This is a genomic window from Streptococcus pseudopneumoniae, from assembly GCF_001072375.1.
Lineage (GTDB): Bacteria > Bacillota > Bacilli > Lactobacillales > Streptococcaceae > Streptococcus > Streptococcus pseudopneumoniae_L.
Genome location: NZ_JVKV01000077.1, coordinates 23,013 through 41,090, shown reverse-complemented (window position 1 = coordinate 41,090; position 18,078 = coordinate 23,013). Strand labels below are relative to the sequence as shown.

Here is an 18,078-nt window from a genome sequence, read left to right as displayed (position 1 = left end):
GGCTAGCTTCCTAGTTTGCTCTTTGATTTTCATTGAGTATAAGCAAAAAAGTTGTCCTAATTTTGGGCAACTTTTTCTGATAAAAAAATTTTATCACGGACTTAAAAAAAACATATTAGACAGGTGTGAGGAAGGATGGTAAGATAAGATTATCAATAGAAAACGAAAGGAAATCAGTAATGGCAAGAACGGTTGTTGGAGTTGCAGCAAATCTATGTCCCGTGGACGCAGAAGGAAAAAATATTCATTCATCTGTCTCTTGTAAATTCGCTGAGAGTATTCGTCAGGTTGGCGGACTTCCTTTGGTGATTCCAGTTGGTGATGAGTCAGTTGTTCACGACTACGTAGAAATGATTGACAAGCTTATCTTGACTGGAGGACAAAATGTTCATCCTCAGTTTTATGGTGAGGAAAAAACGATTGATAGTGATGACTATAATCTAGCACGCGATAAGTTTGAGTTGGCCCTTCTACAAGAGGCTCTACGTCAGAACAAACCAATTTTAGCCATTTGCCGTGGTGTTCAACTGGTTAACGTTGCCTTTGGCGGTACGCTCAATCAGGAGATTGAAGGTCATTGGCAAGGCCTACCTTTTGGGACTTCACATTCTATTGAGACAGTTGATGGAAGTGTTGTGTCAAAATTGTTTGGTAAAGAAAGTCAAGTTAATTCAGTGCACCGTCAGAGCATTAAAGACTTAGCTCCAAATTTCCGCGTAACAGCAGTAGATCCACGTGACCAAACTGTTGAAGCAATCGAATCTATCGACGAACACCGTATTATTGGTCTCCAGTGGCATCCAGAATTCTTGGTCAATGAAGAAGATGGCAACTTAGAGTTATTTGAGTATTTATTGAATGAATTGTAACGACTAGAAATTTAGTCGTTTTTTTATTCGTCGTTTACGAATATTTATAGAGTTGCGTTTTTACGCAAACGTTTGAATTGTGACAAAAATTGGAAATTTTTAGTATAAAAACTTGAAAAAATTGTTAGTAAGCGTTATGATAGAAAGGAAGAAATTTTGGAGGAATACTATGTCACATATTAAATTTGATTATTCAAAAGTATTAGACAAATTTGTTGCACCACATGAAGTGGAGTACATGCAAGCACAAGTTACAGCAGCAGACGAATTGATCCGTAAAGGAACTGGTGCTGGTAGCGACTTCTTGGGTTGGTTGGACCTTCCTGAAAACTACGACCGCGAAGAATTTGACCGCATCTTGAAAGCTGCTGAGCAAATCAAATCAGACAGCGATGTTTTGGTTGTTATCGGTATCGGTGGATCATACCTTGGAGCTAAAGCAGCCATTGACTTCTTGAACCACCATTTTGCAAACTTGCAAACCAAAGAAGAACGCAAAGCACCACAAATCCTTTACGCTGGGAACTCAATCTCATCAACTTACCTTGCTGACTTGGTAGAGTATGTTTCAGATAAAGACTTCTCAGTAAACGTGATTTCTAAATCAGGTACAACAACTGAACCAGCCATCGCTTTCCGTGTCTTCAAAGAACTTTTGGTTAAGAAATACGGTCAAGAAGAAGCTAACAAACGTATCTATGCAACAACTGACCGCCAAAAAGGTGCAGTTAAGGTTGAAGCAGATGCTAACGGTTGGGAAACTTTTGTAGTTCCAGATGATATCGGTGGACGCTTCTCAGTATTGACAGCAGTTGGATTGCTTCCAATCGCTGCATCAGGTGCAGATATCAAAGCCCTTATGGAAGGTGCTAATGCTGCTCGTAAAGATTACACATCAGACAAACTTTCAGAAAACGAAGCTTACCAATACGCTGCAGTTCGTAACATCCTTTACCGTAAAGGATATGCTACTGAAATCTTGGTAAACTACGAGCCATCACTTCAATACTTCTCAGAATGGTGGAAACAATTGGCTGGTGAGTCAGAAGGGAAAGACCAAAAAGGTATTTACCCAACTTCAGCTAACTTCTCAACAGACTTGCACTCATTGGGTCAATTTATTCAAGAAGGAACTCGTATCATGTTTGAAACAGTTGTCCGTGTGGACAAACCACGTAAGAACGTGATCATCCCTACTTTGGAAGAAGATCTTGACGGACTTGGTTACCTTCAAGGAAAAGACGTTGACTTCGTTAATAAAAAAGCAACTGACGGTGTTCTTCTTGCCCACACTGACGGTGACGTGCCAAACATGTACGTGACTCTTCCTGAGCAAGATGCCTTCACTCTTGGTTACACAATCTACTTCTTCGAATTGGCTATCGCCCTTTCAGGTTACTTGAACGCTATCAACCCATTTGACCAACCAGGTGTTGAAGCTTACAAACGTAATATGTTTGCCCTTCTTGGTAAACCAGGATTTGAAGAATTGAGCAAAGAACTCAACGCTCGTCTATAATAGAGCTGAAAAGAGTGGTTTTACCACTCTTTTTACTATTTCTCGAAAAGAGAAATTGGACTCTGGCACGACTTGTGATATAATATAGAGAGCAAAAAGGCAGACGCCTAGAGACTTTATAGGAGAAGATATGTCAAAAGATATTCGTGTGCGTTATGCACCAAGTCCAACAGGACTACTACACATCGGAAATGCCCGTACAGCATTGTTTAACTACTTGTATGCACGCCACCATGGTGGAACTTTTATCATCCGTATTGAAGACACAGACCGTAAGCGTCACGTCGAAGATGGAGAACGTTCTCAGCTTGAAAACCTTCGTTGGTTGGGCATGGATTGGGATGAAAGTCCAGAAACTCATGAAAACTACCGACAATCAGAGCGTTTGGAACTCTATCAAAAATACATCGATCAATTGCTAGCCGAAGGGAAAGCCTACAAATCTTACGTCACTGAAGAAGAGTTGGCAGCTGAACGTGAACGCCAAGAAGCAGCTGGTGAAACACCTCGTTACATTAACGAATACCTTGGTATGAGCGAGGAAGAAAAAGCAGCTTATGTTGCAGAACGTGAAGCAGCAGGAATCATCCCAACGGTTCGTTTGGCAGTTAATGAGTCTGGTATCTACAAATGGCATGATATGGTCAAAGGTGATATCGAATTTGAAGGTGGCAATATCGGTGGGGACTGGGTTATCCAAAAGAAAGATGGCTACCCAACTTACAACTTTGCCGTTGTGATCGATGACCACGATATGCAAATTTCTCACGTTATCCGTGGAGATGACCACATTGCTAATACACCAAAACAACTTATGGTTTATGAGGCTCTTGGTTGGGAAGCTCCAGAGTTCGGTCACATGACCTTGATTATCAACTCTGAGACTGGTAAGAAGTTGTCTAAACGTGATACCAATACTCTTCAGTTCATCGAAGACTACCGTAAGAAGGGCTACCTGCCAGAAGCAGTCTTTAACTTTATCGCTCTTCTTGGTTGGAACCCTGGTGGGGAAGACGAAATCTTCTCTCGCGAAGAACTGATCAAACTTTTTGATGAAAACCGCCTTAGCAAGTCTCCAGCAGCTTTCGACCAAAAGAAAATGGACTGGATGAGCAATGAGTATATCAAGAATACGGATCTTGCGACCATCTTTGAAATGGCCAAACCATTCCTCGAAGCAGCAGGACGCTTGACAGATAAGGCTGAAAAATTGGTGGAACTCTACAAACCACAAATGAAGTCAGTGGATGAAATCGTTCCATTGACAGACCTCTTCTTCTCAGACTTCCCAGAATTGACAGAAGCTGAGAAAGAAGTCATGGCTGGTGAAACGGTGCCAACTGTACTTGAAGCCTTCAAAGCCAAACTTGAAGCTATGTCAGAAGATGAGTTTGTGGTAGAAAATATCTTCCCACAAATCAAAGCAGTCCAAAAAGAAACAGGTATCAAAGGGAAGAATCTCTTCATGCCAATCCGTATCGCCGTTTCAGGTGAAATGCATGGTCCTGAATTGCCAGATACCATCTACTTGCTTGGACGTGAAAAATCAATTCAACACATTGAAAAAATGTTGGCTGAAATTGCGAAATAATCTTACGAAATTAAATTTCCTTCTAGATATTTGTAGAAGTAAAAACCGAGAGAATCACATGGTTCTCTCTTTTTTATGAACATAGAAAAATCTATTAAATGTATGATAAAGGATACTTTTAGGAATCCCTTTTAAAAAAAGCAATTTTCATATATACTTATTTGAAAATGCAAAAGTTTTAGTGTATAATACTAAGTGACAGGGCAGGGAAAAGAAGTCAGTGATATGGTAAAATTCTTTACAAACAGACTCGAATTAGCCCAGACATCGTCTATGTTGTTTGTTGAGTCGACTTATTTTTTCTTTGCGTTTTGCTGGACACAGGAAGAAATTCATGAGTTCATGCAACTATCATCCATAACGATGCCTTCGTTTTCGATTCGAAGTTTATATGCGAGACTTTAGATTTAGATGTATATCTTACTAGAGATGCATATTTTTCTCTTTCTTCTCCCAAAAATAGAAAGAAATCGACCTTGCTCTGTTTACCTTGCGTTAAGCAAGGTTTTTTTGTGGAATAGTAGTGGGCGATTTACGATTTTTCTATCAAGTGGTATAATATTAACTATCCTGATGAATTGAGGAAATCAAATGAAAGAATTTAACAAATCAATCAAATTAGAGCACGTGGCTTATGATATTCGTGGACCAGTTCTTGAGGAAGCCATGCGTATGCGAGCAAATGGAGAAAAAATCCTCCGTTTGAATACAGGGAACCCAGCTGAGTTTGGTTTTACCGCACCAGATGAGGTTATCCATGATTTGATTATGAATGCGCGTGATAGTGAAGGTTATTCAGATTCAAAAGGTATCTTTTCAGCCCGCAAAGCGATTATGCAGTACTGTCAGCTCAAAAAATTCCCAAATGTAGGTATTGATGATATCTATCTTGGAAATGGTGTTAGTGAGCTGATTGTTATGTCCATGCAAGGTCTCTTGGACAATGGCGATGAAGTCTTGGTTCCAATGCCTGACTACCCTCTGTGGACTGCTGCTGTTAGCTTGGCTGGAGGAAATGCCGTTCACTACGTCTGTGATGAAGAAGCTGAATGGTATCCAGACCTAGATGACATTAAGTCTAAGATTAGTTCAAATACTAAGGCTATCGTTTTAATCAATCCAAATAATCCAACGGGAGCCCTCTATCCTAAAGAACTCTTACTAGATATCATTGAGATTGCTCGTCAAAATGACTTGATTATCTTTGCGGATGAAATCTACGACCGTATGGTTATGGATGGCAATGTCCACACACCAGTTGCTAGTTTGGCTCCAGACCTTTTCTGTGTCAGCATGAATGGTCTGTCTAAATCTCACCGTATCGCTGGTTTCCGTGTGGGTTGGATGGTCTTGTCTGGACCTAAACATCATGTAAAGGGATATATTGAAGGTCTCAACATGCTTTCAAACATGCGCCTTTGTTCTAACGTCTTGGCTCAACAGGTTGTTCAAACTTCACTCGGTGGTCACCAATCGGTGGACGAATTACTCTTGCCAGGTGGTCGTATCTACGAGCAAAGAAACTTCATTTATAATGCCATTCAAGATATCCCAGGTTTGTCAGCGGTTAAACCTAAAGCGGGTCTTTATATCTTCCCTAAAATTGACCGCAATATGTATCGTATCGATGATGATGAACAATTTGTCCTTGATTTCTTGAAGCAAGAAAAAGTACTTTTGGTCCATGGACGAGGATTTAACTGGAAAGAGCCAGATCACTTCCGTATCGTTTATCTGCCACGTGTCGATGAGTTAGCCCAAATTCAAGAAAAGATGACCCGTTTCTTGAAGCAGTATCGTAGATAAGGCTTTCATAGCAAAAAAGCTGGAAACATTTGCCAGAGCTATTGACAAATGCGAAAGAATCAGATAGAATAGTAAAGTATGTTTAGTAACTGATCACTTTATAGCCGGCTAAACGAATACAAAATCTATGAGGAGGTATTCATCGTGAAACGTACTTATCAACCAAGTAAACTACGTCGTGCGCGCAAACACGGATTCCGTAACCGTATGTCAACTAAAAACGGTCGTCGCGTATTGGCAGCTCGTCGTCGTAAAGGACGCAAAGTTTTGGCTGCATAATCCAAACGAATTCAACAAAGAAGTCAGTAGGAACTCGAGTCTACTGGCTTTTCTGTTGCCTAAAAAAGTGAATTTTCTAAAATACCTTTTTTAGAATAAAAACTTCAGCAGATGTATTGGAAAGACAGCATATAGAAAAAAGCTCAAAATCAGAAGGTGAATTTCTGATTTTGAGCTTTTCTTTATTCTTTCAAATGATAAGAGTAGCTGGCAACGACGACATCTTCGTGCCATCTGAGAGCATATTTTAATTTGAGACTCATTTGATTGTGGAGGATATTTTGCCAAGGTTTATTAGGGATAAATTGGGGTACTAGAACTGTGACTGTGTAGTTCTTTTTCTTGGCTTCTTGAGAGATTTTACGAACATAGCGAACTGTAGGTGTGATGATATCGCGATAGCTAGTATTAATGTTTTTTAGAGTAATATTTGGGAAGTAGTCGGCAAATTCTTTGAGGATTTCTTGGTCTTTTTCCTCAGTTTCCTTGGTGGAAATGTGCATCGCCAAAACCTCATCTCCAATACTTTGCGCGTAATTAATCGCTCCGACGCTGACTCGGGTAACATTTCCCACTAAGACAAGGACGATATTGCCATCGTAGGTTTTCTTTTGAATTCCTTCATAAAGTCGGAGCTGTTTGGCCACTTTTTGGTAATGACTGTGGATAGACAAAAAGAGGAAGGTTAAGACTAGGATAATTGGGAAGAATGGCCAGATATCTCCAAGTCTGAAGAAGAGTAAGATAAGAACGATAGCATAACAAATGATGGCGCCGAGGATGTTAGCAAAGGCAGATTTTAAGAAATGAGAGCCTTTTTCTTTTTTCCAGTGGCGAATCATCCCTGTTTGAGAAAGCGCAAAGGGGACGAAAACTCCTATAGTATAAAGAGGGATCAAGCGTTCTGTATTTCCGTTGAAAATGAGCAGGAGGATCATAGCACCGAAGGCCAAGGTTAAAATACCGTTTGAGTAGCCTAGGCGATCCCCTTTTTCCATAAAGAGATGGGGCATGTACTTGTTCTTAGCCATATTGTATGCCAACATCGGGAAGGCAGAAAAACCAGTATTTGCAGCTACGGCTAGGATTAGGGCAGTTGAAAATTGGAATAGATAATAAACAATCTGACCGAGAGCTGAATCCCCTAAAATTCCTTTAGCCATTTGTGAGAGGATTGTTTCTCCGTGTTGAGGTGTAATTCCCATCCAGTAATTTAGGAAGGTAATCCCTGCAAAGAGAAATCCAAGAATCAGAGACATGATGGTCAGTGTTTGAGCTGCATTCTTTTCTTTTGGGGTCTTGAAAAATGGAACAGCATTTGAGATGGCTTCAACCCCGGTTAATGAAGCTGAACCGCTGGTAAAGGCTCTTAAAATCAGGACGATTGAGAGACTCGGGACAGTTTGACCAATTGCAGAAGTTGCATGATAGCTGAGAGAACCAGTCAATAGTTGGAAGATACCAAACAATAAGAGGAAGACCGTGCTAAAGATAAAGAGATAGACAGGGATCATCAGAGAACTAGCAGATTCCCTCAAGCCTCGCAGATTCAAAAGCATGAGTAAACAGACCAAAAAAATGGAGATGTGGAGGTTGTAGGGATGGAGAGCAGGAAGTGCTGCTGTGATAGCATCAGCCCCTGCGGCCACGGATACGGCTACTGTTAGCATATAGTCAACAAGCAAGCTTCCACCGGCAATCAAACCGAGCTCAGGAGAAAGATTTTCTCGTGTTACCATATAGGCACCCCCACCTTGAGGGTAGGCGTGAATGATTTGTCGGTAAGAAATGGTTAGACTAGCAAGTAGCAAGAGGACAAAAATGCCGATAGGGAGACTCCACCAGATAGCAAGCGGAGATAGGCTAGCCAAGACAAGGACGACCTGCTCAGGTCCATAGGCGATAGATGAAAGGGCATCGCTTGAGAGCATTGCAAGTGCCTGTGTTTTTCCAAGTAGTCCTCCCTCGCCTTCAGTCAAGGACTTAAGGGGACGACCAATAAAGGTATATTTTAATTTCGTAAACATTTTCTTTCCTTTTCTGAAAATTTCAACAAGAGTTATTATACTGCTATGAAAATAAGTCGTCAAGAAAAAGTGAGTGATTTTAAAATATTTTTTCCTATAAGGATGAGAGCAGTTTTTTGGTATAATAGAAGGTAGAAAAAACGAGGAAATATAAATGATTTTTGATACACATACTTAGAGTGTCTGGAGTATAGTTTAAGTACTCTTAACATTATTGAGGCACAAATTAACCATAAAACTAACCAAAGGAAAGTTAAAGTAGCATAACGAAGAGGGAGATGAATCTCTCTTTTTATTTCACTATAATATTTGTAGATACTTGAAAACTTACTTTGCATAGAGTAAAATAATAATAGTTGGTTTTAATTTTAAGGAGAATTATATGTTGAAGTATGGTGAAGATTATCCCGATTCTTGTCCGCCATCTGAAGCAAACGAGGTGGAAGGTTCGTTTTATAGAATATGTAATAGTGCGGTTCCTGAAAAAGACGACTTTAAAACTCACGTAGATTTAGGTTTGAATTTTCCGCCCCAAAAATTATGTGAGGCCAAAGCTTTATCGTTTTTTGCATCAGAGCAAGCAATTGAAAGACTAAAAAAACGTTTTCCTAAATTTAAAGATAAAGTTGCTGTGTTGATAAATATTTTACCTAGTCATGGTGTGGGACTGTTAGAAGGAGAACATTTAAATTTGTGGGAGTTTCAGGATGTGAATTTTCTTGATGCTCAGGAAGGAGGTTTAGAAAATGAGTAGTATTTTTGATTTTGAATCAGTAGAATATCTTTATATTTTTGATTACTATGATATTCCATTGTCATTTATTACTAAGAAGATCGATGATAAATATTATTTTGTATATGCAATTGATTTTGATACATTTTTTGTAAAACCTCTTTCTATTAAGAATTTGAAGACTCTATTCTCTGATATTTCTACGAATACACTTCTTCAAGAGTTTTATTTAGAAGATGATTTTTCCATTCTAAAAAGAGAAAATAATATTTTTGTTAAATATGGTGTTAAAATTTTCGAATTAGAGAATAACATTAATGCGAGTGAGTTTTTCCCTGAGGACGAATCAAAATTTGAGCGGGATTTGATTAGTGGAAAAAGTTTTAATACGCTATGTAGTGAATATGCCACAACATTTTCAGATATTTTAAATAATAAACAACTAACAATAAAGCTAGTTGATTCTTATAACTCACACTCAGCAGATTTAGATGTCGTTGCTAAAGCGATAAATTTGATGGAAAATTTTATAGAGGGGTCAAAAGTATTTTTAAGGGAACATAATATATTTACTAATGGGAAACTTGTACTAACACCATTTACCCCCGGTTCATTCAATATAAATTTTGAAATAGTTCGTCCGGAAGAGGTTACTCTTTTTGAGGATGAATTTGAACTTTATTTTGATGACTTTATTGTTTTTACAGAATCTATAAATCACAAAGAGGCGTCGGATGTCTACTCAGATGTAATTTTTGAGAATAATAAAATAGTAAAATCTTTCGTTGAATTTTATAATGTCATAAAAGAAAACGGCCTTACTGTAACTTTGGAAAAGGACAAGAAAAAGCTATCCACTATTATTGTTAATGCACAAAGTGATAAATTTATTCAAGACTTAAATTCTCTAGTTCAAAAGCAAGATGATGCGGAAGTATTTTCAGAAGAATTCTATTTTGAAGGAATAGTATCTAGTGCATCCAATGCTCGAAATAATGTCTCTATAAAAACTTTATCTGGCATAGTAAAGGCAAAGTTTTCAAGTGAATTATTTAGGGAAATTAAAGGAATGAATAGAACCATTTCGGTGTCAAGTGAAATACGAGGACGGTGGATAAAGCAAACTTTTTTGGATAAAAATAGAAATGTAATCTCTGAAAAATATGAAATTTTAGATTTTAATCAGAATAGTTAGTATCTATAAAGTAAAAAAGCTAACCAAAGGAAAGTTAAAGTAGCATACAAAAAGAGGAATTCATTGAGAGTTCCTCTTTTAATCTATGTTTTTGACAATTTCATTGAATAAAGAAATGATTTTTGATTTTTTTGTGTGTGATAAATCTGAGATGTTATCAATCAACGTAGTCATAGGGACGGAATTATTTGAAAGCGGGAAATTAAAGAAGTCTTCTACGGTCATACCTAAAGCTGTAACAACCTTTTCAAGTGTGTGTATTTTAAAATCGTATTTCATATTCTCGATGTTTTGTATTGCTTTAACACCTAGCCCGGCTTGATTGGATAATTGTTCTTGGCTAAGATTCTGTTCTTTTCTACATTCTCGTATACGCTCTGCTATGTATTTTTGTAATTGATTAGCTTCCATCCGTAATTTCCTCTTTTGTACTATTTTACTATCCTCTATATGATTTTTTAAGTACAATTAACTATCCAAAAAAAAGATATTAGATAGCAAACTGTACAATTTTGTGTTAAAATAGATAAAAAACAATACAAAAGGAGTGTGGTCTTATGTTAGTATATTCTGCTGCAACTGCAAAATCGTATAGTGTTTACCATAAAACTAAAGTTATGAGTACCAGTCAAAAAGAACAATTATATAGGGCTTTTAAAAAGTATGCTATAGAGGAGTTTAAAAGAACAGAAAAGTTAATGAGTTATAACTATGATGGAAGAACTAAATTTTTCTCTAGAAATGTATTTAATGCTAGTTTTTATAGTTTTTATCAATCTAGATATTTCAGAGATACGCCTTTATATGATAAATTACCTACTTGGCTTTATTTTAATACTGGAAAAGATGTAGAAACAATATGTAAAAGAACTATAACATTAATAAAAGCTGCTGGGTATAAAGCAGAATATAATTATAAAAATGGTGTTACAATGTGGAAAGTTAAAAAGTAGAAAGTTAAAAAGTAGAAAGTAAGTAAATAATATGAGTTTTGCCTTGTTGAATGTTTTTTTACAAACAAATAATGATGAACGTGTAGAAGTTTTATTTCGATATTATAATGGTGTAAGTGGAGGACGAATTACGGAAGAATACTATGGGAGTTCAGATGGTGGTCGAGTATCAGCAATTCTTCAAGGCTATTCAGTAGCAAACACAGATATTAAATATAATCCAGTAAAAAAAGATGACTTACATAAGTTCATATCAGCTTTTCCTAAAGGAACATATGATCAAAATATTACATTTATTGATTGGATGATAGCTAAAGAAAATAAAAATGAAGCTCCTCTAAAGATTCGTAATAAGTATGAGAGAGCTATTATAAAATGGTACTTACGAAATAATATAATTCAAGAATTTGAATTTAAGGATTTTGAATTATTTACGGATTTTCATGGGAGAGTATGTTCGATTACGGTTTGTGAATCTAAATTTATTATCTCGTTCATTCATAATTTTGGAAAAGAGAACGCTGAATTGTCGCAAATTCAAAAATTTTCATTCGAAAATATCCAAAACATAACTATAGATTATGATGAGAAAAGACACCCAACTATCTATATTAGTTTAAAAAAGGATCAATTTACTTATTATGGTGAAAATGGAGTGATTTCTTTATTTTTCCATCATATTAAAGATAGTATTTCAGGAGCGTCTATTTATAAAAAAATTGCTAAACCATTCTCGGACTGGGAGTTAGAGTCGAGGTAAATTATGAGTAGTTTAGATGAAAGAGATCTTCGTTTCCCAAAACAATTCGGTGATTTTTCAGAATCTTTGGTAATGTATATTTTAGGATTAAATAATTGGTCAGTTGCTCTTATTGATCACGTCGGTGCTGATGTTGTTGCAGTCAGGAGGAGAGGAGATTCGAAAAGATTAGCTATTTCTGTAAAGGGAAGGAATTTTCCAGACACAGAAAGTAAATCGTTTGATTTTGATAGGAACAACATAAACAAATTGAAAGATACAGCTAACATGCTAGGGATGATCCCAGCAGTTTCATTTGTATTTGTTGATAGTCAAGAGGAAAAAAGAAAAATCAGAATAATCATGGCTGAGTTAAGTACGTTAGAATGTTTAGCAGAGAATTCAGAAACACACTTTGTTAATTATAATAGTAAACATGGAATACAAATTAAATTTACACAGTCACAAAGAACAAATCATTTAAAAATTATTAAACAAACACCTGATGTTTTTTATTCAGAATTAGTGCTTGATAGTGAGAATGTTTTTCAGTGATTGAATATAATATATTCATGTGTAAGTTAACCAGTCAGTGATATGTGAAAGTCCATAAATTGGTGAATGATTATGAATTTTTTATGATATATATAGTGATTAAAATGCATAGCAGTTATACGATTTTGTATAACTGCTATTTTTTTATGCATCTTACTATGTTCTTTTTAAAATCACATAAGGTAAGTTTCCACTGACGAGAGGCTATGGAGCCCCTTTGGGTAGTGTTGGTAAATCCCAGTAGGAGGTACCAACATATGGTAGATTTAACAAAAGTAGAACAACGTAGAGAAGAAGCAATTAAAAAAGCTAAATTATCTGGTGATTGGGATAAGGTAGAAAATTTATTAAATCAGTCTTATGAGAATTTATGTAGAAAAGATAGAACGCACGGTCTGTGTAGTTTAGACAGTAGTTCTATTGATAAAGGTTCTTTATTAGATACGATAGCAGATTATAATGACCCATTGTCTCTCTTAATTAAAAAAGAAGAAATTGCTATTATAAATGATGCTATTGAGAGTTTGTTGAGCGACAAAGACAGAGAAATTCTGTTTGGAGTAGTTTTTGGGAATAAATCATTCTCTCATCTTGCAAAGGAAGTTGGACTTAGTGACAAGACTGTCAAAAGACATTATGACCGTATTATAGAGAGAATAAAAAAAATCATAATATCCTCCGAATTTTGCTGAAATTTCTCCTTATACTTGAGGAGGTAATTTTAAATGTTGTTATCTGTAATCGTCACAGTGTTTATTTGATTAAAAGTAGACGATTTGCTTTTAAGTCTAGCTAGAAAGAAGGTTTTAATTATGCCACTTAAAAATTTATCACATTTTACTGAGTTTAATGCTCAGTCGTTTCTTTCTCTCAAAGAGTTACGCTATATTTCTTCTACAAGGTGGACAGAAAAAAGTGAGACTGGTTCAGAAATTGAAAAAGGAGTAAAAGTGGGAGTACTTATCTTTTCTGATGAAAGCGACTATCCAAACGAAAAAAATAATATTGGGGAGCAACTCACTGTAAAAGTTCCACTTGCAACGATGAAGGATTATGACTCGTTTCAACCAATGCTGACATCTGTAGAAATTGTAGACATTGAGAAAGCAATTGTATACGGAGAATATCGTAACCAGCTTAGTTTAACTGCAAAAGTCATTGAAGTTGTCGCACTTTAAAGGAGGCAAATATGCCATCAATTATTGAAGAAATACCTGCGAAGGTTTTTGAAGGTATTAAGGAAGTTTATCACCTTTTTAGCAGAAAACTTCAGGAGTACCGGAGGAAAGTCCAGATAGAAGAAAAGCAAAAAAACTGGAATAGATTTCTAGCTTCTACGCAAAATGTATTGGTAGAATTAGTGAAAGAGAGCATTCAAGTAAATCAGTTTGCATATACGCCATCTCCGATTTATGAGGAGCAGGAAGTTGAACAAGCTGATGGGAGTAAGTCAATCCAGAGAGTGCATGTGGCAGATGAAAGAGTTCCTATATGTGCAATTGATAACCATGGGATTCGAGAATTTGAAGCTAGGTGTGTAGTTTTCCGGTTTCAAGTTTTTGGAGAGCTACCCCCAGAAGTTCTATTACGAATACAGGATACTTGGATTTTTTATTTGCACAAATATGCTCTTCATGGTCTCGCTGATCTATATGTAAAGCATGGGTTACGCTATCTAGTATTCATCATATGTAATGAATCAGATAAACGAACGATTAAAGGGGCGTTGTTCAAGTTGAAACATCCGTGGTCTTAGATGGTTAAATTCTTTATGCCGTGAAAGTTTATTGACTATAGGTTAAGATAGATTAGACTGGTTGGGGTGGTGCGGTCGAACTTTGTTCGCCGTGCCGACACAATCAGTTTTATAATCTTAGGGTCCCTATTGTCAATAAATCATGGAATAAATCTGAATTTAATCATCGTAATTTTGACGCTATTAACTTGATAAGCGTCAAACAAAAGCACGATAAGTATAAATATATATGTATAAAATAGATTCAACTAAACTTGTTAAGAGCTACTTGTATGGTGATACGATAGAAATGACAACTGCGAATGGACAACAGGAGCAGACTATCAAGGTAATATCTGGAAAACGTTACGTAAATCTGGAGACGGGAGAAATTCATGACATGGATACTTCGAGTAGTACACGACTCGATAATTTGAAGTCTACTAAACAGACTATGAAAAAACTACGCCGTCTAGTAGCTCATAATTTTACGGGAGGTATCAACCAGTTATGGATAACGTTGACTTATCGAGACCATGTTACCGATCCGGCTATAGTTTACATGGATTTCAAAGCGTTCATTCGACGCATTCGTAATCAGTTTGGAAATGTTGATTATATTACGGTCATTGAACCACAAGCTAGTGGAAGATGGCATTTGCATGTGTTATTAAAGAACGATTCCGAACTAACAATTCCTAACAATGACCTTGCTAAGATGTGGAGGAAAGGTTTTACAAAGACCAAGAGGTTAAAGAGAGCTGATAAGGTTGGGAATTATTTGATTGCTTATCTATCTAATTTACAGATAGGTGATGAGGGTTCACAAAACAAAGCAATTATAAAAGGTGCGCGCCTATACATGTATCCCAAGGGTATTAGAATTTATCGGACTAGCAGAGGAATTGAAAAGCCTTTGGAAATTACAACAACAAAGGGTGAGCTTATAGAAACTTATAAAATTAACAGCCCTCCGACATTTTCACGGACCACAAAACATGAAACTCCTTATGGTGTGAAAGAATATACTACGGAGTTTTATGACAACTTAAAAAGCCTGTCAGATACTTTTATCGGAGCAACTGACAAGCTAAGTAGGTAATAAAAGAAGTTGTCTTTTATCATCTCTATTATATCAAAATAGGAGAATTTTATGGGAAATATATATAAAAGTAAGAGAGGGATTACGGAATTATTTGATATTCCGCTAAAAACCTTAAATAATGATCTAACAGAGATGAGACGAAATGAAAAATTCCAAGGATACATTTTAAAGCCTTCTCATAAGAGAGTCTATATAGATGTTGAAGGCTATAAGGAATTTTTGCAGTATAAACAAAAGAAATATGAGGAAGCTATGTAGTTATGTTATAATTAAGCTATGCTACATAGCTTTCCTTTGCTTTAAAAGTACAAGGAGAAAAAATGTTTTTTAAAGAATTGGATAATGGGAAATACCGTTATTATGAGAAATTCTATCATGAACGAGAGGAAAAGTGGAAACAAGTCTCTGTGACTCTAAAATCAAAATCTAGAGTTTCTCAAGCAGAAGCAAAACGTCGTTTAGCGCTAAAAATTGAAAAACTTCTAATCGCCCCTACAAAAGAGGAAGTTGAAAAGAAACAACTAGAAGAAATGAATTTCAGTCAACTATTGGAAGAATGGAAAACTATTCGTTCCAGTGAGATAAAATCTTCTAGTTATAGAAGTGAGGTGAAAAGTTTAGAGCTTTTCATGGGAATAGTAGGAAATTTGAGAATATCAGATTACACCACTCAGCTAGTTCAAACATATCTAATGAATTTGAATGTTCAAAATTCAACAAGAAAAAATCGAAAAATTTACTTGAATGGTATCTTTGATTATGCTGTAAAGGTCGGATATATTTCTGACTCACCAGTTAAAGGGGTGGTAATTCCGAAGCAGAAAGCGGACTACGAGAAGTTGCAAAAAGCTAAGGCTAATTTCATTAGTAGAGAGGAACTAGGACAGGTTCTATCGTATTGTGAAAGTCACAATAAAGATAAGCGTTATGCTTTGGCAATGGAATTTATCTTTTTAACTGGTCTTCGTTTCGCAGAGTTTATTGGGGTTCGCTATCAAGATGTAAACTTCAAAGCGAATCTTTTAACAATTGATCATACTATAGATTATGTTGCTCATGGATATGATGAGAGAATCTTACAGACAACGAAAACAATAGGTTCTGTAAGGACGATAGTACTAAGTGAACGTTGCTTGGAAATTATCGAGTACTTTCGTAGTAACTGTTTTGATGAGGAGTTCATCTTTGTGACTGAGCAAGGTAACATTATGAGACAACCTTTGTTATATAGATTTATCAAAAATATTTGTGAAGTAGTGTTAGGTGGGCACAGATCCTATAATATTCACATGCTTAGACATTCTCATATTAGTTTGTTGGCTGAACTAGGGATACCCATAAAGGCTATTATGGAGCGAGTTGGACATAGAGATGAATCTATCACTTTAAGGATCTATAGTCATGTAACAAAAAATATACAGGATGAATTGAGAGAGAAACTTAATCAAATTCATCTGTAGATGCTAACCATAGAACTAACCAAGTACTAACCAAAGTGAATAGAAACTAGAGGAAATATAGGGAAGTATAGAAGAAAGAAATTCTTTTCTTCTGGTAGTTAAGGAATATTGAGGAAAGAGAAGGAAATATAGTATGGATATTTTTGATACACATACCCACTTGAATGTGGAAGAATTTTCAGGAAGAGAAGCAGAAGAAATAGCCTTAGCAGCTGAAATGGGTGTGACTCGGATGAATATTGTTGGTTTTGACAAACCAACCATTGAGCGTGCCTTGGAATTGGTGGAAGAATATGACCAACTTTATGCGACGATTGGTTGGCATCCAACAGAGGCAGGGACCTATACAAAGGATGTTGAGAATTACCTGTTGGATAAGCTAAAACATCCTAAAGTGGTAGCCTTGGGTGAGATTGGTTTGGACTATCACTGGATGACAGCCCCAAAAGAAGTGCAGGAGCAAGTTTTCCGTCGTCAGATTCAGCTATCAAAGGAATTGGACTTACCTTTTGTAGTTCACACCCGTGATGCGCTCGAAGATACCTATGAAATTATCAAAAGTGAGGGAGTCGGTCCCCGTGGTGGCATCATGCACTCCTTCTCAGGTTCTCTGGAATGGGCTGAAAAGTTTGTGGAGTTAGGTATGACCATTTCCTTTTCTGGAGTGGTAACTTTCAAGAAGGCAACAGATATCCAGGAAGCAGCCAAAGAATTGCCTTTGGATAAGATTTTAGTAGAGACAGATGCGCCTTACTTGGCACCCGTTCCCAAGCGTGGTCGTGAAAACAAGACAGCTTACACGCGCTATGTAGTGGACTTTATTGCAGATTTGCGTGGCGTATCGACAGAAGAATTAGCTGCTGCGACAAGTGCAAATGCGGAACGAATTTTTGGACTGGAAAGTAAATTATGAAAAAGAAAATTTCCCAAGTCGTCGTAGTCGAAGGGCGTGATGATACGGCCAATCTCAAACGTTATTTTGATGTGGAGACCTATGAGACTCGTGGCTCTGCTATCAATGAGCAAGATCTTGAACGAATCCAACGTCTACATCAACGTCATGGGGTGATTGTCTTTACAGATCCTGACTTTAATGGGGAACGCATTCGTCGGATGATTATGACGGCCATTCCGACAGTTCAACACGCTTTTCTCAAACGTAATGAGGCTGTTCCTAAGTCCAAGACCAAAGGACGTTCCTTAGGAATCGAACATGCCAGTTATGAAGATTTGAAAACCGCGCTGGAACAAGTCACAGAGCAGTTTGAAGCAGAAAGTGACTCTGACATTAGCCGTAGTGACTTGATTCGATTGGGATTTTTGGCTGGAGCAGATAGCCGAAAACGCAGAGAATATCTAGGAGAGAGTCTACGTATTGGTTATTCCAATGGGAAACAACTTCTCAAGCGTTTAGAATTATTTGGCATCAGTTTAGCTGAAGTTGAAGATGCCATGAAATCTTATGAGGATTGAGAAACTCCCCCAAAATGTAGGGGGAATATGATACAATAG

20 protein-coding genes are annotated in these 18,078 nt (G+C 36.8%); 18 read left to right on the top strand and 2 right to left on the bottom strand.

Annotated elements, in window-relative coordinates; genetic code table 11:
• The first annotated feature begins 179 nt into the window (after positions 1-179).
• The 5 genes from ADH31_RS06385 to rpmH all read left to right on the top strand — a co-directional run bounded on the left by ADH31_RS06385 (position 180) and on the right by rpmH (position 6,064).
• Positions 180-869 carry a gamma-glutamyl-gamma-aminobutyrate hydrolase family protein gene (locus ADH31_RS06385; RefSeq protein ID WP_049509651.1) on the top strand — a complete coding sequence of 230 codons (690 nt, stop codon included), beginning with the start codon at positions 180-182 and terminating at the stop codon, positions 867-869.
• A 169-nt stretch (positions 870-1,038) separates the two neighbouring features.
• Complete coding sequence (locus ADH31_RS06380) at positions 1,039-2,388, top strand: glucose-6-phosphate isomerase (RefSeq protein ID WP_000018249.1); 1,350 nt, start codon at positions 1,039-1,041, stop codon at positions 2,386-2,388.
• Between the two features lie 130 nt (positions 2,389-2,518).
• On the top strand, positions 2,519-3,979 hold the full coding sequence (gltX, locus tag ADH31_RS06375) for a glutamate--tRNA ligase (RefSeq protein WP_000031064.1): 1,461 nt from the start codon (positions 2,519-2,521) through the stop codon (positions 3,977-3,979).
• Between the two features lie 591 nt (positions 3,980-4,570).
• Positions 4,571-5,785 (top strand): pyridoxal phosphate-dependent aminotransferase, encoded by a 1,215-nt coding sequence (locus tag ADH31_RS06370; protein WP_045762715.1) that lies wholly within the window; start codon positions 4,571-4,573, stop codon positions 5,783-5,785.
• Positions 5,786-5,929: 144 nt separating this feature from the next.
• Entirely contained in the window at positions 5,930-6,064 is a 135-nt protein-coding gene (rpmH, locus tag ADH31_RS06365) for a 50S ribosomal protein L34 (RefSeq protein WP_000831905.1), read from the top strand.
• Positions 6,065-6,246: 182 nt separating this feature from the next.
• Here rpmH and ADH31_RS06360 read toward each other — a convergent pair whose 3' ends face one another.
• Positions 6,247-8,091: an APC family permease gene (locus tag ADH31_RS06360; RefSeq protein WP_049509648.1), complete on the bottom strand. Its 1,845-nt coding sequence runs from the start codon at positions 8,089-8,091 to the stop codon at positions 6,247-6,249.
• Between the two features lie 382 nt (positions 8,092-8,473).
• Here ADH31_RS06360 and ADH31_RS06355 point away from each other — a divergent pair, with 382 nt between their 5' ends.
• Together ADH31_RS06355 and ADH31_RS06350 are read left to right on the top strand one after the other, a co-directional pair.
• Complete coding sequence (locus ADH31_RS06355; RefSeq protein ID WP_000922356.1) at positions 8,474-8,845, top strand: hypothetical protein; 372 nt, start codon at positions 8,474-8,476, stop codon at positions 8,843-8,845.
• Complete coding sequence (locus ADH31_RS06350; protein WP_000094830.1) at positions 8,838-10,019, top strand: hypothetical protein; 1,182 nt, start codon at positions 8,838-8,840, stop codon at positions 10,017-10,019. Before ADH31_RS06355 ends, ADH31_RS06350 begins: the two co-directional genes overlap by 8 nt.
• A 78-nt stretch (positions 10,020-10,097) precedes the next feature.
• Here ADH31_RS06350 and ADH31_RS06345 read toward each other — a convergent pair whose 3' ends face one another.
• Positions 10,098-10,430, bottom strand: coding sequence for a helix-turn-helix domain-containing protein (locus ADH31_RS06345; RefSeq protein WP_000387971.1), 333 nt, complete (start codon positions 10,428-10,430; stop codon positions 10,098-10,100).
• 146 nt (positions 10,431-10,576) lie between these two features.
• On the opposite strand from ADH31_RS06345, the gene ADH31_RS06340 reads away from it, so the two are divergent.
• The 11 genes from ADH31_RS06340 (at position 10,577) to rnmV (ending at position 18,039) form a co-directional block, all read left to right on the top strand.
• Positions 10,577-10,972 carry a hypothetical protein gene (locus ADH31_RS06340; RefSeq protein ID WP_049509646.1) on the top strand — a complete coding sequence of 132 codons (396 nt, stop codon included), beginning with the start codon at positions 10,577-10,579 and terminating at the stop codon, positions 10,970-10,972.
• 31 nt (positions 10,973-11,003) lie between these two features.
• Positions 11,004-11,732 (top strand): hypothetical protein, encoded by a 729-nt coding sequence (locus ADH31_RS06335; protein WP_049509644.1) that lies wholly within the window; start codon positions 11,004-11,006, stop codon positions 11,730-11,732.
• Positions 11,733-11,735: 3 nt separating this feature from the next.
• A complete protein-coding gene (locus ADH31_RS06330; protein ID WP_000096318.1) occupies positions 11,736-12,266 on the top strand; it encodes a hypothetical protein in 531 nt (176 codons plus the stop codon).
• A 257-nt stretch (positions 12,267-12,523) separates the two neighbouring features.
• On the top strand, positions 12,524-12,958 hold the full coding sequence (locus ADH31_RS06325; RefSeq protein ID WP_239682037.1) for a sigma-70 family RNA polymerase sigma factor: 435 nt from the start codon (positions 12,524-12,526) through the stop codon (positions 12,956-12,958).
• Positions 12,959-13,078: 120 nt separating this feature from the next.
• Positions 13,079-13,444 (top strand): hypothetical protein, encoded by a 366-nt coding sequence (locus tag ADH31_RS06320; protein WP_001128574.1) that lies wholly within the window; start codon positions 13,079-13,081, stop codon positions 13,442-13,444.
• An 11-nt stretch (positions 13,445-13,455) separates the two neighbouring features.
• Positions 13,456-14,022 (top strand): hypothetical protein, encoded by a 567-nt coding sequence (locus ADH31_RS06315; RefSeq protein ID WP_001139204.1) that lies wholly within the window; start codon positions 13,456-13,458, stop codon positions 14,020-14,022.
• 229 nt (positions 14,023-14,251) lie between these two features.
• Positions 14,252-15,103, top strand: coding sequence for a rolling circle replication-associated protein (locus tag ADH31_RS06310; RefSeq protein WP_000276586.1), 852 nt, complete (start codon positions 14,252-14,254; stop codon positions 15,101-15,103).
• A 51-nt stretch (positions 15,104-15,154) separates the two neighbouring features.
• Positions 15,155-15,364, top strand: coding sequence for a hypothetical protein (locus ADH31_RS06305; RefSeq protein ID WP_000526935.1), 210 nt, complete (start codon positions 15,155-15,157; stop codon positions 15,362-15,364).
• Between the two features lie 62 nt (positions 15,365-15,426).
• Complete coding sequence (locus tag ADH31_RS06300) at positions 15,427-16,566, top strand: tyrosine-type recombinase/integrase (protein ID WP_049509639.1); 1,140 nt, start codon at positions 15,427-15,429, stop codon at positions 16,564-16,566.
• Positions 16,567-16,699: 133 nt separating this feature from the next.
• Positions 16,700-17,479: a TatD family hydrolase gene (locus tag ADH31_RS06295; RefSeq protein ID WP_049509638.1), complete on the top strand. Its 780-nt coding sequence runs from the start codon at positions 16,700-16,702 to the stop codon at positions 17,477-17,479.
• Entirely contained in the window at positions 17,476-18,039 is a 564-nt protein-coding gene (gene rnmV / locus ADH31_RS06290) for a ribonuclease M5 (protein ID WP_049509637.1), read from the top strand. The genes ADH31_RS06295 and rnmV overlap by 4 nt, the downstream gene beginning before the upstream one ends.
• The last annotated feature ends 39 nt before the right edge of the window (positions 18,040-18,078 follow it).

Coding starts and splice junctions, on each gene's coding strand:
- ADH31_RS06355 (WP_000922356.1), top strand. CDS start 8,474: ATGTTGAAGTATGGTGAAGATTATCCCGATTCTTGTCCGCCATCTGAA.
- ADH31_RS06340 (WP_049509646.1), top strand. CDS start 10,577: ATGTTAGTATATTCTGCTGCAACTGCAAAATCGTATAGTGTTTACCAT.
- ADH31_RS06315 (WP_001139204.1), top strand. CDS start 13,456: ATGCCATCAATTATTGAAGAAATACCTGCGAAGGTTTTTGAAGGTATT.
- ADH31_RS06350 (WP_000094830.1), top strand. CDS start 8,838: ATGAGTAGTATTTTTGATTTTGAATCAGTAGAATATCTTTATATTTTT.
- ADH31_RS06330 (WP_000096318.1), top strand. CDS start 11,736: ATGAGTAGTTTAGATGAAAGAGATCTTCGTTTCCCAAAACAATTCGGT.
- ADH31_RS06310 (WP_000276586.1), top strand. CDS start 14,252: ATGTATAAAATAGATTCAACTAAACTTGTTAAGAGCTACTTGTATGGT.
- ADH31_RS06385 (WP_049509651.1), top strand. CDS start 180: ATGGCAAGAACGGTTGTTGGAGTTGCAGCAAATCTATGTCCCGTGGAC.
- ADH31_RS06295 (WP_049509638.1), top strand. CDS start 16,700: ATGGATATTTTTGATACACATACCCACTTGAATGTGGAAGAATTTTCA.
- gltX (WP_000031064.1), top strand. CDS start 2,519: ATGTCAAAAGATATTCGTGTGCGTTATGCACCAAGTCCAACAGGACTA.
- ADH31_RS06325 (WP_239682037.1), top strand. CDS start 12,524: ATGGTAGATTTAACAAAAGTAGAACAACGTAGAGAAGAAGCAATTAAA.
- ADH31_RS06360 (WP_049509648.1), bottom strand. CDS start 8,091: ATGTTTACGAAATTAAAATATACCTTTATTGGTCGTCCCCTTAAGTCC.
- rnmV (WP_049509637.1), top strand. CDS start 17,476: ATGAAAAAGAAAATTTCCCAAGTCGTCGTAGTCGAAGGGCGTGATGAT.
- ADH31_RS06380 (WP_000018249.1), top strand. CDS start 1,039: ATGTCACATATTAAATTTGATTATTCAAAAGTATTAGACAAATTTGTT.
- ADH31_RS06335 (WP_049509644.1), top strand. CDS start 11,004: ATGAGTTTTGCCTTGTTGAATGTTTTTTTACAAACAAATAATGATGAA.
- ADH31_RS06370 (WP_045762715.1), top strand. CDS start 4,571: ATGAAAGAATTTAACAAATCAATCAAATTAGAGCACGTGGCTTATGAT.
- ADH31_RS06345 (WP_000387971.1), bottom strand. CDS start 10,430: ATGGAAGCTAATCAATTACAAAAATACATAGCAGAGCGTATACGAGAA.
- ADH31_RS06300 (WP_049509639.1), top strand. CDS start 15,427: ATGTTTTTTAAAGAATTGGATAATGGGAAATACCGTTATTATGAGAAA.
- ADH31_RS06305 (WP_000526935.1), top strand. CDS start 15,155: ATGGGAAATATATATAAAAGTAAGAGAGGGATTACGGAATTATTTGAT.
- ADH31_RS06320 (WP_001128574.1), top strand. CDS start 13,079: ATGCCACTTAAAAATTTATCACATTTTACTGAGTTTAATGCTCAGTCG.